The organism is Streptomyces sp. NBC_00984, assembly GCF_045162475.1.
GTDB lineage: Bacteria > Actinomycetota > Actinomycetes > Streptomycetales > Streptomycetaceae > Streptomyces.
The window spans coordinates 586608-603040 of the sequence record NZ_CP108734.1; the positions used below are offsets into that span (position 1 = coordinate 586608).

A 16433-nucleotide genomic window follows, 5' to 3' on the forward strand; every position below is an offset into this window, starting at 1 on the left:
GCGACATGACCACGACCGAGACGCCCGACATCCTGCGCCGGATCCTCGATTACTCCGCCCGGGCTGACCCGTATCCGCTGTACGCCGAGCTGCGCGAGACGCCGGTGGCCCTGCAGGAGGATGGCAGCTACGTCATCAGTGCCTACCGCGAGCTCACCGGCATACTGCACGACCCGCACCTGAGCTCCGATGTCCGCCACCTGTCGCGGCCGATGGCCGCGGCCGAGGCACGTACCACGCCGTCGTTCATCAACCTCGACCCGCCCGAGCACGACCGCCTGCGGCGCCTGGCGATGCGTCACTTCGGCCCTCCGCACACCCCGGGTCTGGTGACCGGCATGGAACCCGACCTGACCGCCACCGTCAGCGGCCTGATCGACGACTTCGCGGGCAAACAGCAGATCGACATCGTCGACGACTTCGCCTACCCGTTCCCCGTCACCGTGATCTGCCACCTGCTCGGCGTGCCGCGCGAGGACGAACCGCAGTTCCACGTGTGGGTGAACGCCATCATCGACTCGCTCGACTACGACCCCAAGACCGACCCGAAGGAGAAACTGGACAACGGCATGCAGGCCACCACAGACCTGCGCGAGTACCTCGGCGGGCTGCTGGAGCAACGCCACGGCCGGCCCGGCGACGACCTGCTGACACGGCTGGCCAACGATGACGGGCCCGACGGGCGGATGACCGACGACGAAATCGTCAGCACCGCGAACCTACTGCTCATCGCCGGCCACGAGACCACCGTCAACCTCATCGCCAACGGCATGCTGACGCTCCTGCGCCACCCGCGGGTGCTGCAGCGGCTACGCGACGAACCGGACCTGATCGTGCCGCTGGTCGAGGAACTGCTGCGCTACGAACCCCCCGTGCACATCATTCCCTGGCGGGCGGCGTACAGCGACATCACCGTCGCCGACACCGTCATCCCCAAGGGCTCGCAGATCATGCTCATGCTGGCCTCGGGCAGCCGCGACCCGGACCGCTTCCACGATCCCGACCGCTTCGACCCCGATCGCCAGGACAACCAGCACCTGGGCTTCGGCAGCGGCATCCACCTGTGCTTCGGCGGCCCGCTGGCCCGACTGGAAACCCAGATCGCGCTGACCGAACTGGTACGCCGCCTGGACCGGCCGAGGCTGGTCGCCGACCCGCCACCGTACCGGCCCAGCCCCATCCTGCGAGGTCCCATCCATCTGCGCATCGAGCAGAGCTAGTGGTGAACGCGGCAGCCGAGAGCAGCAGCAATGCGCGGCAACGCCTCGCTCACCTCAGTGGTGACCTCTACCTGGAGAAGATCCCTTCCGAGACCTCGGAGCCGCAATGGACCGTTACCCTCCCATCGCCGAACACGGCCTGGTGGGTGACCTGCAGACCGCCGCGCTCGTCTCGTCGCAGGGGGTCGTCGACTGGTTCGCCGCTCCCAGGTTCGATTCGCCCAGCATCTTCGCGGCCCTGCTCGACCACGACCGCGGCGGGTACATGCGGCTGGCCCCCGAGCATTCCGACGGGACCTGCAAGCAGCTCTACTACCCTGACACCGCCATCCTCGTCACCCGATTCCTGTCGCCGGACGGAGTGGGCGAGGGGGTCGACTTCATGTCCCCGGACCGGACCCGCGCCGCCACCGACCGGCACACCCTGGTCCGCGGCATCCGTACCGTGCGGGGGACCGTCGACTTCACCCTTGAGTGCCGGCCGCGCTTCGACTACGGCCGGGCCGAGCACGAGCTCGAACTCGGCGGGAACGGCGCTCTGTTCCGGGCCCCCGGGATCGACGGGCACCTGCAGTCCACCTTTCCGCTGGAGCGGGACGGCCGGGACGTGCGCGGAAGGGTGACACTGAGCGCCGGCGGGTCCGGCGGTGCCGTCTTCACCGTCTGCGCGTCCGACGGCGAGGCGCCCGCACCCCTCACGATCGAAGGGCTCAACGGGCAATTCGATGAAGTCGCCCAGTTCTGGCGGCACTGGCTGAGCCGCTCCCGCTACCGGGGACGGTGGCCCGAGCTGGTGCACCGCTCGGCCATCACCCTCAAACTCCTCACCTACGCCCCCACCGGCGCGCTGATCGCGGCGGCCAACACGGGCCTGCCCGAGCAGGTCGGCGGAGAGCGGAACTGGGACTACCGGTTCACCTGGGTACGCGACGGCTCGCTGTCCGTGCGGGCCATGCTGGACCTCGGCTTCGTCGAGGAGGCCACCGCCTTCGTCCACTGGCTGGTCAACAGGCTGCGGGAGCGCAAGGGCAAGGAGGAGGAGCCGCTCCAGACCATGTACCGGATCGACGGCAGCCCCGACCTGCCGGAAGAGACACTCGATCACTTCGAGGGCTACCGCGGCTCTTACCCCGTCCGCATCGGCAACGGCGCCGCCGACCAGCTCCAGCTGGACATCTACGGCGAAGCCCTCTACCTACGCGGTGTCCCAGGGTGCCGAGATCGCGCAGCAGGCCAGTTTCGAGGGATGGCAGGCGCTCACCAGGACGCTGGACTGGTTCGCAGACGCCTGGGACCGGCCGGACGAGGGCATCTGGGAGACCCGCGGCGGTCGCCAGGACTTCACCTACAGCCGGGTGATGTCGTGGGTTGCCTTCGACCACGGGCTGCGTCTGGCCGAGTCCTTCCGCAGGCCGGCCGCCCTGGAGCGGTGGCGCAAGGCGAGGGACGCCGTATTCGAGCAGATCATGGAACGCGGCTGGAGCGAGAAGGAGCGCGCCTTCGTCCAGCACTACGACGGCAAGGTCCTGGACGCCTCGCTGCTGCTCATGCCCAGGCTTGGCTTCATCGCTCCCCGGGACCCGGCGTGGCTCTCCACGCTCGACGCGATGGACCGCAAGCTTGTCTCCGACAGCCTTGTCTACCGCTACGACCCGGCGGCATCGCCGGACGGGCTGCGCGGCTCGGAGGGCACCTTCAGTCTGTGCACCTTCCTCTACGTCGACGCGCTGGCGCGGGCGGGGCGGCTGGACCAGGCCCGCTACACCTTCGAGAAGATGCAGACCTACGCCAACCACGTAGGGCTGTTCGCCGAGGAGGTCGGCCCGAGCGGGGAGCAACTGGGCAACTTCCCCCAGGCGTTCACCCATCTGTCCCTGATCATGGCCGCCATCACCCTCAACGAGGCGCTCGACGCGGAGAAGGCGCTGAGCTGACCCACGGTCACGCATGCGTGTCCGGCAGGCGGCCCACAGCTGACCGCGGCGGGGTTCGATGTGCTGTACCGGCGACTGCTCTCGCGCGCACCGCGTCGCCCAGGGCAACCGGACAACCAGGTCGCCGCCGAGCCGCCACAGCTAACATCCGCAAACGCGCCGACAAGCTCACCGAACATCGCCGTGCGGATCTGGATGCCCACGACATGCGTTGGTAATACGGGCAGGAGGGGCAGAGGGGTGCTCCGAGACCTGAGAGGGCTCGCATCGACACCGGATCCGTCCCGCTTCGCGTCGTCCCGAACTCGGATGGTCCAATCATCAGGATGTTCTGTGTATCTTTTGCTGTGAACGGCGGCGAACGGACAGGGAGGTGTCGCGGATGGTGCGTCTGACCCGGGCTCAGCAGCAGGAGCGCACGCGCGCGGCCGTACTCGCCGCGGCGAAGGCGGAGTTCACCGAGCGCGGCTACGCGGCGGCAAAGGTGGACGAGATCGCCGAGCGGGCCGAGCTGACGCGTGGCGCGGTGTACTCGAACTTCCCGAGCAAACGCGCTCTCTATCTGGCGGTGCTGGTCGACATGGTCGAGCGTGCCGCCACGGCTGAGCACAGCGGCACCGCGGAGCGGGGCGGCACGACGGAGCAGAACGCCATCGCGGAGTCTGACACCGCCAGCGCGGTCCCGCAGCCTCCGACACCGTCTGCGGGATCCATCGCCGACGCGTTGGGCGCATTCGCCCGGACCTGGCTCGAACGAATGCCCCTGGCCGACGGCACCCCCTCCTTCGGCCAGGTGCATCTCCGCTCGCCGGCCGGGGTTCTCGACGACGGACCGATCCGCGACGCGTTCGTACAGGTGACCCACCTCGAGGCTCTGCTGCTGGCACTCGCGCTCGAGTCGCACGCGCCCGCCGATGCCCCGTCCGTGCGTCAAGTCCGGCGGGCCCAACTGGTCCTGAGACTGCTGGAGGGCCCGGGTGCCTCGGCGGATCCGGCGCTCGGCTTCGGCGACCCCTTCGACATCGTTCAGGCCTGCGCGCATCTGGGCGGGCTCACCCTCGCCGACACCTGGAACCCTCCGCACCTGCCCTACGTCCCGCCGGCCCGAGCCTGCCGGGACCGCTGGTCCCCGCCGCAGGAGCTGCAGGATCTCATCACGCACCGCCCCGTCGGCTTCGCCGAGGACGGGGTGATCACACTTCTCGGCGCCAACCGGCTGAAAGCCGCCGAGGAGGCTGTCCGCGCCGCACGGACCGGCGACCGGATCACCGTGGTCGTCACGACGGCGGACCCGGCCGAGACCGGCCGCCTCGTACAGCTGAGGGCCGGCGGCTTCGCCCGGTGCCTGCGGCGCGTGTTCGAACCCGGCGCCTGGCCACGCCTCCGCCTCGTCCTGGACGAGCGCGGTCTGCTGGCGTCGGCCGTCGGCGTACCCGATGCCGACGACGCCACCGAGTACGCGGTACGCGTGCAGCACGGCACGATCGTCACCCGAGCCCAAGGACCTGGTGCCGCCCATGGAGCGGCCACCTTCGATCTCATGACCGCAGATGTCTCCCACACCACACCCGATGGGGCCGCGCCATGACCCAGCCTGTTTCGTCCCACGCGACCAGCACCGACCTCCTGGTGCTTCACACCCTCCGCTGCATCGGCTTCTCCGGCCTCTCCGGGGTGGCCAGGGCCTCGGGACTCCTCGAGTCCGACATCGAATCGGAACTGATCGACCTCGCCGTGGACGGACTCGTCACCCATGCCGCGGGCGACTTCGGCGGATGGGGCCTTACGGAGGAGGGCCGAGCCGCGGACGCCGGGCGGATCGCCGACGAGTTGGAGGAAGCCGGAACCCGGGCCCGACTGACCGCGGCGTTCGACCGGTTCCTGGTGCTCAACCCCGAGCTGCTAGATATCTGCACGGCGTGGCAGACCCGCACCGTAGACGGCTCCATGACGATGAACGACCACAGCGACCCCTCCTACGACGCCGGGGTGCTCGACCGGTTCACGGAGTTCCACCAGCGTGCCGAGCCCCTCTGCACCGAGCTGTCCGCGGCGCTGCTCCGCTTCCAGCGCTACCCCGTCCGGCTCGCCGACGCACTCGCCCGGGCGAGGGCCGGCGCTCTGGAGTACGTGACGGACAGCACGTCCTCGTATCACACCGTGTGGTTCCAGCTGCACGAGGACCTGCTGGCCACCCTCGGTATCCCGCGCCATTGAATCCGCCGCCCGCCACCCCGCGCACGGCGCAGGACCCGCGGCCGAATCAGCAGAGGCGACGCAGAGATGACCACGCGATGACCTGGATTCACCCTATTTCGGCTGAGGTCGAGGAGACGGCGGAAGTCCTCGGCGGCAAGGCACTCGGTCTCGTCGTGCTCCGCCGTCTGGGACTGCCCGTGCCGCCGGGCTTCGTCATCAGCACGGAGGCGTGCCGCGCCTTCCTCCGTACCGGACGGCTGCCCAGCGGCCTTGACACCGAACTGACAGCCGCCGTCGCCGGCCTCGAAGCCGCCACGCACCGCAGGCTCGGCGGTCCACAGCGGCCGCTTGCGGTGTCCGTCCGCTCCGGCGGCAGCGTGTCGATGCCCGGCATGATGAGCACCGTCCTCAACCTCGGGCTCACCACCGGGGCGACCACCACCCTGGCCGACGAGACGGGCGACCTGCGGTTCGCACTCGACTCGCGGCTGAGGTTTCTGACCAGCTTCGCCTCCCAGGTCGTCGGCGTGGGCCCGGAGAGCCTGGCAGGCATCGACCGTGCGCTCGCCGGACAGAACACCGACACGAGCCGCCTCGCCGAGGCGATCCAGGGCGTCGAGCAGCTCATCGCAGAACGCAGCGGCGACAGCGTGCCCGAGAACGCCACCCGCCAGTTGGAGCTCGCCGTCGAAGCCGTGTTCTCGTCGTGGAACACACCGCGCGCGAAGACCTACCGCGAACTGCACGGCATCCCGCACGACCTCGGCACCGCCGTGACCGTACAGGCGATGGTGTTCGGCAATCGTGACCACCGCAGCGGGACGGGCGTCGCGTTCAGCCGTGATCCCAACACCGGCGAGCATGTCCCCTTCGGTGAGGCCCTGTTCGGCCGCCAAGGCGAAGACGTCGTCTCGGGCTCGTCACTGACCGAGCCCCTGAGCGAACTGGCCGACCGGGAACCCGAGGTGTGGACCCGCCTGCTGTCCGCCCTGACCCGGCTCGAGGAGAACTACCGCGACGCGTGCTATGTCGAGTTCACCTTCGAGGCGGGTGAACTGTGGATCCTGCAGGTGCGCCGCGGTCGGTTCGTCGGGCGCGCCGCAGTCCGGGTCGCGGTCGACCTGGCCGACGCGGGAACGATCGGGCGCGACGAGGCGCTGCTCCGCGTTTCACCGCAGCACCTCACCCACGTACGTACGCCTCGGATCACGGCGATCGACCCCCGCGACCTGTTCACCCGAGGGCTGGGCGCCTCCCCGGGAGTCGCTGTCGGCCAAGTGGCGACCACCGCCGACAGCGCGGCCCGGCTCGCCGCGGGAGGGCCGGTCGTCCTGCTGCGGCCCGAAACCTCCCCGCTCGACATGCACGGCCTGGCCGCCGCCGCCGGGGTGGTCACCGCTCGCGGCGGCCCGACGAGTCATGCGGCCGTGGTGGCGCGGTCGATGGGGAAACCCGCCGTCGTGGGGGCCGCGAACCTCACCGTCGACGCCGCCGACGGCTGCGTCCGGGCAAGCGGACGCACCCTGTCCGAAGGCACCCTCATCGCCGTTGACGGAACGGGCGGAGAGGTCGTCGTCGGCGAGCCCCGCATCGCCGCGTCCTCGACCGACCCACAGCTGCACCGGCTGCTGGGCTGGGCCGACGACGTCGCGGGCGACAGGACCACGGGCCGCAACGAATCCGAACGCCTCACCTCGGCACAGGCCGCCCTCCGGCGGACCGGAGAGCTGACGGCGTAACGAAGAGATCGCGAAGGTAAGCGCCGATCTCAACACGACTACAGCGAGCTGAATACGACTCTCGGACTCGACCACTTCGAGGGCCGCTCATTCACCGGATGGCACCGCCACGTCACCCTCGTCACCGCCGCCCACCTCTTGCTGACCGAACAGCGGACCTGCCCAAAAGTCCCTGCCAGGGCCTGACCGTCTACCAGGCCCTGGGCCTCCCCCAACACCTGATACCAACCTCGACCGGCACCTGCCCCACATGCCGACAACCCACCCCATGGCAGCCCTACGACACCACCCGACAAAGCCGCTACCAGCCTCCGAGTGCGTGACCCGCTCGATCGCGCCGTGCGGCCGATCAGCTTTCCCGTGCCCCGGTCGGACGAAGGGATCAGCGCAGTCCGGCGAAGAGATCGTTCTCGGGTACGGCCGCGCCTGTGGCGTCCTTGACACGTACGAAGGTCTCCATGCCCATCAACTCGCCGAACCTCTCCTTGCCCATCTTGAGGAAGAAGATGTTCTCGCCCTGACTGGCGTGCGCAGCCAGCGCATCGAACTTCTGACCGCTGAATGCGGTGGTGTCCACCCACGTGGTGATCTCATCGTCGGGGAGGCCGATCTCGGCCATCGCGGTGGCCTCGGCAGGATCCGGCTCCGGCATGTCCTCATGAAACTCGCGCATGGTCTCCCCGAACCGCTGCATCATCGAGCGGGGCATCGTGGTCCAGTACACCTTCGGTGTCAGCGCGGTCATCTCCAGCGCCGCCATCGTGATGCGGTTGGCCTGGATGTGGTCGGGGTGGCCGTAGAAGCCGTTCTCGTCATAAGTGACGACCACATCGGGTCGGTAGTGCCGCATGAGTTCCGCAAGTCGGACAGCGCCTTCCTCCACGGGGGTCTGCCAGAAGGATCCGGGGGCATCGTTGCTCGGCCAGCCCGTCATCCCGGAGTCGGCATAGTCCAGCATCTCCAGATCGCTGATCTTCAGGACGTCACAGCTCGCCTTGAGTTCTTGGCGGCGTATCGAGGCGACGACCGCCGGATCGTGCCCGGGATCGCCCGGCTTGACGCCCCCCGTTCCGTCACCGCAACCGCCGTCGGTACATGTCACGAGAACGGTGCGGATGCCTTCCGCCGCGTACCGCGCGAGGACCCCTCCGGTTCCGGTGGCCTCGTCGTCGGGGTGGGCGTGCACTGCCATGAGCGTCAACGGCCGGTCAGTCATGAAACAGTCCTCCTGCAGAAATACGTCTTGGTCCGAGTGCTCGGCGGGCGCGCCGCGATCTTGGAGCCCGGACCCTGGTGGGGCGGCCGGCCCTGTGGTCTCCGTGTTCTCCGCCCGTGCGGCGCCGGTTCCTCGGTCGATGCAACCGTACCGGCCCGACCGGCTGTTCCCGGCGCAGCCCATTGGTCTTCCAGGCATCGGAGTTTCAACGCGAACGAGGTACAGGCGCGATCTGTACGCCTCAGCGCAACGTCGGCCTCTGCGGACCGACATCCTGCGCTGCGAGGTCGGCGACGACTCCCAGGCAGCTGTCTCCGCGGGCAGCGACTAGCTCGGCCCTGATGCGGAGCTGTCCAGCACTGATCGGCACCCCCGCCCATCCACCGCACAAGAGACTGCGCAATCAACGTTTGAAAGCACCGGCACGGTAAAGACGGTCCTTGACACCGCTTTTTATACCACCAGGTAGGAGAGGCGCTATGGGCATCATTGCTTGGATCATCATCGGGTTGCTCGCGGGCCTCATCGCCAAGGCGCTCATGCCGGGCAAGGACCCGGGCGGCATCGTCATCACGATGCTCATCGGTATCGCGGGCGGTCTGCTCGGCGGCTGGCTCGGCAAGGTCATCCTCGGCGTCGACTCCATCGACGGCTTCTTCGACCTCTCCACCTGGATCGCCGTCATCGTCGGCTCGCTCATTCTCCTCGTGCTGTACCGCGTCATCACGGGCAACCGCCGCCACGCCTGACCCGTACGCCCACCACCGCGAGACGGCTCCGCCCTACCTGGGCGGAGCCGTCTCGCGCACCACAAGCATTTTGTCATCGCGGTGGACTGCGGAGAGTGCCGTCGACACCGGACAAGGACCGTAGACACTTCAGCGCAGTACTCATCCTGTTCCTCGCCTTCGTCGTCCTGTCACCCCCATCACCGACGTCAAGATCCTCGCCACGGCACTCGCGTTCGGTTGATCGCTCTGTGATCAAGGCGCGACACGTCGCCGAACGCACAACCGCCGCCGGCACCAGCCAACGGGGGCCGCAGGGGAGGCTGGACCGTTATTGGGCGGGTTCTCAGGCGGTGGTGACCATGGCGGTGCGGAGGCGGGGTGCCTGCATCTGCGAGATGCCCAGTGCCTGACTGCGTGGATCAGCCGGTTCACGACGACCAGGGCCGGCAATTCGCGTTCCGACAAGGGCAGTGAACGCAGCCGTGCCACGGCTCCGCTCAGGCGATCGTCCGGCAGCAGCCGTGCGTACAACAGGACTGCATTCGCTGTGTCTTCCGGCACCAGTTCCAGTACGGCCAGAGCCTCCTCCGTACGGCCCGACACCTCCAGCGTCCACGCCCAGGCGGCTCGGGCCTCAGCCAGACCTGACGCGACGGCTTCTCGGAAGAATGCGTCGGCGTCCGACCAGTCCTCATCCGGCACGGCAGCGTAGGACTCGAAGAGGTGGTTGGTACGCCCGGTGGTGACGGCAGGCTTCAACCACGCCTTGGCCTCGCGCGAGCGGCGGGAGTGGACAGCGTTGACGCAGGCCGATTGGTAGGCATCGAGGTTCCCGTCCTGGACGGCCCTCTCGAAGTAGCGCAGAGCCTCGTCCCACAGGTCCACATCGGCCAGTCGCCAGGCGGATTCCAGGGCGGCTCGGCCGTCCGGGAACCGGTCGATAATCCACACCACGCCTGCGCCCGCTCCGTGTCTCCGCACTCGTAGAGGTGGACGGCGGCATCGACGAGCGGCTGTGCGTCCGCCGCGGCGTCCACTGCCTTGGCGAACCACGCGTCGCCCGCGGCATCTGTCTCCCACCACCGGGAAGCGATCCACCCCAGCGCAGCCGCGCCCCCGGCCCGGGCGGCAGCCTCGGTCCAGGCATCGGCCTCGGGGATACGTTCCTGATACCGCAGGAACTCGGCCGTCTGCCACAACGTAAGTACGGCAACGGGCGCTGTGGTCGAGAGGCGGGCATTGGCCGGTTGCTCGTCCCGTGCCAGGCGTCGCCATGCAAACCATCGGTCGACCGAGAGAATTGCTGGCGCCAGATGGTTCGGAGGGGGCAGGCTCTGGCTCCGTCGAGCCTGCTCTGCCGTACGGACCAGGGCGATGACGACGCGCTCGTTGGGCACGTTCTTGCCTGAACACCAGTCACTCAAGCGCTGCTCCGAGAAACTCGGAGCGTTCCTCGGAGGCTCCGCTAGTCTCCGCTCGACCAGGGCCGCCTGCCGCGCGAACTCGGCTCGTGTCAGCCCCACAGAGTTGATCAACTCGACCATACGCGCGGCGAACTGCCGACGACCCGACGGCGGTGCGTTGTCCGTCAATCCCGCCTCCGGATCTCTCCGGTCCGGATCCGCTCAGGACAAGCCGACCATAGCGGCTACCGGCTGCGGTTCTGGTTCTCGTCGTCACCGATCTGGATGCCCCCACATCCGATCCGGTGACCGACGAGCAGCACACGACAGGATCGTGTACCGGCGCCGGGGTGCTTCCTCAGGCACGCAGAGAAAGACCCCGCCGCTCGGCTGTGGCCGATCAGGTCAGTTCAGCGGTGATCTGCCAGAACGGCAGCAGAACTCTGCCGTGTTGGTCGACAGCCATGGCGTCGTCTCGCTCCGAGGCGCCCGATACGGCGGGCGCCAAGTTCTGCCATGCCTGCAGGGTCAAACCGGTGCTGTAATGGCGGGGCTCCATGCGCCGGATCGTCCAGTCGTCACGGAAAGCCTCCCGCAGGCTGCGTTCGTCCATGCTGGCCGGCATCTTCAGGCGAGCGGCCAACTCGTCGCGGAAGCACAGGGCATGAAGTCTCGCACCGGACGCGCACACCCGACGCAGCCCAGCGAGGTACGCCCGCCGCTGATCGGCGTCCAGGCAGTGCAGCATGGCACTGTCGACGACGGTGCGGAAGCTTCCGGGGAGACCGATGCCGTGCAGTTCCGTCGCGTCGGCGACCGTGAACGTCACCGGGCTGCCGGCGGCGGTGGCCTTGGCCCGGCTGCGCTCGATCGCAGATGGCGAGGCATCGAAGGCGGTCACCTCGTAGCCGCGGCCGGCCAGGAACAGGGCGTTGTCCCCGAGCCCACAGCCGCATTCCAGAACCGGGCCGGTGATCTCGCCCGCCGCTTCCAGCTCGACGACCAGCGGCTGGGGAGCATCCAGTTCCCACGGGATCAGGTCCGACCGGCGGTCGTCCGCTCCGTAGGAGATCTCGCGCCCCTGGTACACCGCCTCGAAATCCAGCGCCGGCTCCCGGCTGCCTTGGTGGTCACGTGCAGGATTCAGATCGGCCATCCAACCCTCACCTCTTCTAGTAGACGGGGTTGTTCACTAAAGTCAGCATAGGCAGGAAGGAACGCCAGCGTCTACTATTGGGTCCATGGCAGAGAGCACAACGCCCGGCCGTCGCCGAGGTGCGGAACTGGAGCAGGCGATCTATGTCGCGACGCTCGACGAGCTTGCCGCTAACGGTTATGGTCGACTCACCATGGAGGGCATCGCCGCCCGCGCCGGCACGGGCAAGGCCGCGCTCTACCGGCGTTGGCCCGGCAAGCAGCCCCTGGTTCTGGACGCCCTGCGCTACGCCCTGCCCCCGCTGCCCGAGCCGGACCCGGAGCGCTCGACGCGGGAAAACCTCGCCGACGCCCTCGCCGCCTTCAGTGGTGTGCTGGCCGGCAGAACTCTCGTACCAGGCATCGAGTTCATCGTCGACCTGCTGCGCGAGCCGGACCTGCGTGCCATGTTCGCCGACAGGGTCATCGCGCCACGTCTTGAGCGCATCGAAGCCATCCTGCATGAGGGCATGCGCAGCGGCGAGTTGGGCCCTGAGATCGAGCACCCGCTGGCCGCTCGCACTGGTCCCGCTCTGATACTGCAGACCTTTCTGCTCACCGGCGAGCCACCGAGTCCGCGCGAGATCGACCTCATCGTCGACACCGTGCTCCATCGGACAGCCACGTCATGAGAAGGAAGTGTGAATAGAACGGTGTGACTCCGATCACGGAGGACTGCATCTGTGACCGGCGAGGACACAGCCAAGGAGGCGTCCGCGACCGTGGTCGTGGAGACGGGTCCGCCAGCTGTCGCGCTGACCGACGTCGGCCCGGTCGAGATCACCTGCCCCGCGACCGCGAGGGCGGCTTCGAGCCGCAGATCGTCAAGAAGCGGCAGCGCCGGCTGACCGGCGTCGACGAGAGGGTCCTGCTGCTGTCCGCGAAGGGCCTCACGCACAGTGAGATCTCGACTCACCTCGCCGAGGTCCATGGGGCGGAGGTGTCCGAGACGGCCCTCTCCACAATCATCGACGCGGTGATGGATGGCATGTCCGAGTGACAGATCCGGCCCCTCGGCCTGTGGGCCGGCGACGGTGGAGAGGACGCCAAGCACTGGCTCCGGGGGCTGACCTGGCTGAAGAACCGCGGCTGGCGTCGTTCCGCTACGCCTCCCGCCAGGACTGGGACGAGATCGCCAAGGCCCTCACGCCTGTCCCCACCGCCCCGACCGAGGGCGCGGCCACCACCCGGTTCCTCGAATTCGCCGAGGACCTGGGGCGAGAAGTACCCGGCGATCGTGCGGCTCCGGGAGAATGCCTGGGCCGCGGTCGTGCCGCTCAGGCAGTTCGACGCCGGGATCCGCCGCATCGTCTGCACCACGAACGCCATCGAGTGCGTGAACCCACGCATCCGCCGGGCCGTCCGGGCCCGCGGCCACTTCCCGTCGGAGGCTGCCGCGCTGAAGTGCGGCCACGTCGCGATCACGAGCCTCGACCGAACCGGGAAGGGCCGCAAACGATGGACCAGCCGCTGGAAGCGCGCCCTCCAGGCGTTCGACCTCGCCTTCGACGGGCGCCTCTCAGCAGCCCGCAGCGGACTCACCCACCACATCAGCTACACCGTTGAGAAGTCCTCTCGATTGGCGGACTCGGAGCGTTGTCGGTCGTGGTGGGGATCGTTGAGCGGCTGGCGCCGGACGAGTTGCAGGAGTAGTTCCAGCGGGTGGTGCCGGAGGCACCGTCGCGGCCTCAGGGCGGTGGCCGGAGTCGGCATGGTGACGGGGAGGTACTGGCTGCGATCGTGTTCGTGGTCACCTCGGGTTGCACGATGCAGCAGTTGCCGTCAGCGTCGTTCGGGCCGTCCGGACCGACAGCTCACCGGCGTTTCGCTGAGCGGCATGGCCGCACCGGCGGAGGCGGAGAGCAGCTTGCCGACGCACCAACGCCGTCGAGGGGCGTGCGACGGACGGGGCCGGCCGGGCCGGGACTTCACATTTCCCGTCCAGTTGTCCAAACGATAGTTGGTACACGGGCGGTTACCGGCCAGCCGCCCCGACTACGGCGCGTGGCGCGGCTGGCCGGAATTTCCTCGGCGACGGGCCGGCTGACGGTACAGCCCGCACAGCCGGGACATGGATTCCCGGTGAAAGTTGGGGTGCGTTCGCGGGGGAGGGCATCGTCAATGGTCAGCCCGCCCTTCAAACGGTCCGGGCGCGCAGGGATAGTCATCTCAGCACTCCGGTGAGGGGTGTGCAGCCGACCCTCGAACACCGCCATCGATGATGACCTTTGGCCACCTGGTGATTGTCCAAATCGTGGAGCGCGTCGAGAAGGTTGGGCGCTCTAGGATGCGAAAGCCCTATCCGGGTGGCGGAACGGTACTCTCGACCGGGTCGACTGCCGGGTTCGGCTCCCGTGGCACTTCCGTTATGCCGTCACGGAGAGATGGGATCCACTCCGGGTTCGTGCACCCTCGCGAATACCACGCTCCTCCCGAAGCGTCGCCAAGACTATTCACAGACCGCGGCCGATCCGGTTGCGGCAACGTCCTGTTCGTCATCCAGATGCACGCAGAACCGGACACCGACCGGGGAACGTGACCGAGAGCTTGACGTTCCGAAGATCGCAGGAGCACCACTGTTCGCCCTGGCAAGGATGGCCGACCCTTGCCGGCAAAGAGACCACCTGCTCACCACTGAACACGAAATCAGAATGGTCAGACTCCAGGAAAAGATCTCCGGATGTGAACTGTGACCGATCACTTGGGCTTCAGTCTTACGCAGTTGCGGTATTTTGTGGTGTCCGCCGAACTGGGCAACATTTCAGAGGCGGCAGAGAAGCTGTGCGCCTCGCAGTCAACAGTATCGGCGGCCGTTATACGGCTGGAGCGCCATCTTGGCGTGCAATTGCTTCTCCGTCATCATGCCCGTGGCGTCTCCCTCACACCCAGCGGCCGGCACTTGCTTCGAGAGGCTCGTGCATTGCTGGGGCACGCCAGAGGATTCAAGGCACGGGGCGACGCCCTGGCGGGCGAAACCGTCGGACAGCTCGACGTCGGATTCCTCTTTACGATCGCCCCTTTTCTCCTGCCTTTGACCTACCGGATGGCCAGAGAACGACATCCGGCGCTACAACTGAACGTCCACGAGGAATCCGCTGATCACCTTTTGGGCTTACTGCAGGACGGCCGCTGCGAATTAGCCGTGACATACGATTTCCTGTCGGGTGATTCCAGGTTTCACCCGCTGGTCGACTTGCCCGTCTACGCCCTCTTGGCAGACGATGACCCGCTGGGCAGGGCCAAGTCGGTAGGTTTGGACGAACTGGCCGATCGACCGCTCATCGCCTTGAACAGCCCGGCCACTCTCCGCCATTTCGACAAATTGCTCGCCAACGCCGGCGTCCGCATGCCGCAGGTGATCACGACGACGAGCCTGGAGACCATGCGCGGTCTCGTGGCTGCTGGTTCCGGGTTCGCGTTGATGTACCAACGCGCGGCTAGCGGGGCGACTTTCGACGGAGGGAGCGTTCGAGAAGTCGAGATCGCCGACGTCCTGCCCCCTTCGTCCCTCGGCGTCGCCAGGATGCCCGACCTGGTCCTGAGCAGCCGCGGTAGAGCCTTCTTGGACATGCTTCGATCGGCGATCTCGATAAGGCATGCCGTGCACTCGACCGCCTGACCGGTACCGGCATTTTGCACGCTTCCACCCATGATTTTCCCGGCACAAGTTATCGCAGTTTGAAGGAGTGTCGTGCTAGCGGTCATGTTCACGGGGCAGGGAAGTCAGAAAAAAGGAATGGGGGCCGAGGTCTTCGGACATTATCCGGGGCTTGTGCAGTTCACTTCGGATGTGCTGGGATACGACATCGTTTCTCTGTGCACGGAAGACCCGGATTCGTTGCTGGCCCGCACGGAGTACACGCAGCCGGCCCTGTACGTCGTCAACGCGCTGCACACGTTCGAGCGGGTACACCAGGAGGACCGGTCGGCGGATTTCTATCTGGGGCACAGTCTGGGCGAGTACAACGCCCTGCTCGCGGCCGGTGTCTTCGACTTTGAAACGGGACTGCGACTGGTCGCCAGGCGCGGGGAACTGATGGCGGCGGCTTCCGACGGCGGCATGACCGCGGTGATGGATGCGCCGGCGGAACAGCTGCAGAAAATCTTCGCCGAGGACGGCGTCGACGGCGTCGATATCGCCGGCTTCAACACCGGATCGCAGTTGACCATCGCGGCCACTGCGCCCGTACTGACCACGGCGCACGCCTCCTTGCAGCAACGGGACATCCGCTTCGTGCCGCTCAGGGTGAGCGCGCCCTTCCACTCCCGGTACATGGAGCCGGCCCGCGTGCAATTCGCCGCATTCCTCGAGCAGTTCAGATTTGCCGAACCCACCGCACCGGTCATCTCCAATGTCACAGCCCGGCCCTACGAGCCGGGACAGGTGGCACACATGCTCACCGAGCAGTTGGTGGCCCCGGTGCGCTGGGCCGACAGCGTCCGCGCGCTCCTCGACGGCGATGAGGGGCTCGAATTCACCGAAATCGGGGGCTTCACCCTTACGCAGATGGTGCACAAAATCAAGGCTGGAGTATGAGACATGGCGACGACGGACAAGATCCGGCAGTACCTCGAGGAACGATTCCTCTTCGAGTTCGACGACGTGATCACACCGGACACCGACCTGTTCAAGGCAGGTGTCATCGATTCATTCGGATACGTCAGGATGATGAGTTTTCTGGAATCCGAGTTCTCGGTCGAGATCAGCGCGGAGGACATACTCGAAAACGTCTTCGTAACGCTCACCACGATCGACGAATTCATACAGAAGAAGATCTCCTCGAAGTAGAAGGACGG

Annotated in this window: 12 protein-coding genes and 4 pseudogenes; 13 read left to right on the forward strand and 3 right to left on the reverse strand. The window is 67.4% G+C overall.

Going from position 1 to position 16433, the window contains the following annotated elements:
• Window positions 1-5: 5 nt before the first annotated feature.
• The 6 genes and pseudogenes from OG520_RS02545 to OG520_RS02570 form a co-directional block, all read left to right on the forward strand.
• Complete coding sequence (locus OG520_RS02545; protein ID WP_399331060.1) at window positions 6-1220, forward strand: cytochrome P450; 1215 nt, start codon at window positions 6-8, stop codon at window positions 1218-1220.
• A 106-nt stretch (window positions 1221-1326) separates the two neighbouring features.
• Window positions 1327-3154 (forward strand): annotated as a pseudogene (locus OG520_RS02550) (glycoside hydrolase family 15 protein).
• A 382-nt stretch (window positions 3155-3536) separates the two neighbouring features.
• A complete protein-coding gene (locus OG520_RS02555; protein WP_406012002.1) occupies window positions 3537-4742 on the forward strand; it encodes a helix-turn-helix domain-containing protein in 1206 nt (401 codons plus the stop codon).
• Window positions 4739-5371, forward strand: a complete 633-nt coding sequence (locus tag OG520_RS02560; RefSeq protein WP_406012003.1) for a transcriptional regulator — start codon at window positions 4739-4741, stop codon at window positions 5369-5371. Before OG520_RS02555 ends, OG520_RS02560 begins: the two co-directional genes overlap by 4 nt.
• 77 nt (window positions 5372-5448) lie before the next feature.
• A complete protein-coding gene (locus OG520_RS02565; RefSeq protein ID WP_406012004.1) occupies window positions 5449-7092 on the forward strand; it encodes a pyruvate, phosphate dikinase in 1644 nt (547 codons plus the stop codon).
• A gap of 24 nt (window positions 7093-7116) precedes the next feature.
• Window positions 7117-7278, forward strand: a pseudogene (locus OG520_RS02570) (IS701 family transposase); the annotation flags it as partial.
• 196 nt (window positions 7279-7474) lie between these two features.
• On the opposite strand, the gene OG520_RS02575 reads toward OG520_RS02570, so the two are convergent.
• Window positions 7475-8308, reverse strand: a complete 834-nt coding sequence (locus tag OG520_RS02575) for a PIG-L family deacetylase (protein WP_266430904.1) — start codon at window positions 8306-8308, stop codon at window positions 7475-7477.
• A gap of 479 nt (window positions 8309-8787) precedes the next feature.
• Here OG520_RS02575 and OG520_RS02580 point away from each other — a divergent pair, with 479 nt between their 5' ends.
• Window positions 8788-9057 (forward strand): GlsB/YeaQ/YmgE family stress response membrane protein, encoded by a 270-nt coding sequence (locus tag OG520_RS02580; protein WP_406012005.1) that lies wholly within the window; start codon window positions 8788-8790, stop codon window positions 9055-9057.
• A gap of 234 nt (window positions 9058-9291) precedes the next feature.
• On the opposite strand, the gene OG520_RS02585 is transcribed toward OG520_RS02580, so the two are convergent.
• Window positions 9292-9924 (reverse strand): hypothetical protein, encoded by a 633-nt coding sequence (locus OG520_RS02585; protein WP_406012006.1) that lies wholly within the window; start codon window positions 9922-9924, stop codon window positions 9292-9294.
• 918 nt (window positions 9925-10842) lie between these two features.
• Window positions 10843-11598, reverse strand: a complete 756-nt coding sequence (locus OG520_RS02590; RefSeq protein WP_406012007.1) for a class I SAM-dependent methyltransferase — start codon at window positions 11596-11598, stop codon at window positions 10843-10845.
• An 85-nt stretch (window positions 11599-11683) separates the two neighbouring features.
• Between OG520_RS02590 and OG520_RS02595 the strand changes: the two genes are divergently transcribed.
• The 6 genes and pseudogenes from OG520_RS02595 to OG520_RS02620 all read left to right on the forward strand — a co-directional run bounded on the left by OG520_RS02595 (window position 11684) and on the right by OG520_RS02620 (window position 16425).
• Window positions 11684-12268, forward strand: coding sequence for a TetR/AcrR family transcriptional regulator (locus tag OG520_RS02595; RefSeq protein ID WP_406012008.1), 585 nt, complete (start codon window positions 11684-11686; stop codon window positions 12266-12268).
• 123 nt (window positions 12269-12391) lie between these two features.
• Window positions 12392-13170 (forward strand): annotated as a pseudogene (locus tag OG520_RS02600) (transposase); the annotation flags it as partial.
• A 128-nt stretch (window positions 13171-13298) separates the two neighbouring features.
• Window positions 13299-13469, forward strand: a pseudogene (locus tag OG520_RS02605) (transposase); the annotation flags it as partial.
• An 856-nt stretch (window positions 13470-14325) separates the two neighbouring features.
• Entirely contained in the window at window positions 14326-15255 is a 930-nt protein-coding gene (locus OG520_RS02610) for a LysR family transcriptional regulator (RefSeq protein WP_406012009.1), read from the forward strand.
• A gap of 84 nt (window positions 15256-15339) precedes the next feature.
• The gene (fabD, locus tag OG520_RS02615; protein ID WP_406012010.1) at window positions 15340-16173 is read left to right on the forward strand and encodes an ACP S-malonyltransferase; all 834 of its coding nucleotides are present in this window, start codon (window positions 15340-15342) and stop codon (window positions 16171-16173) included.
• Between the two features lie 3 nt (window positions 16174-16176).
• Complete coding sequence (locus tag OG520_RS02620) at window positions 16177-16425, forward strand: acyl carrier protein (RefSeq protein WP_406012011.1); 249 nt, start codon at window positions 16177-16179, stop codon at window positions 16423-16425.
• The last annotated feature ends 8 nt before the right edge of the window (window positions 16426-16433 follow it).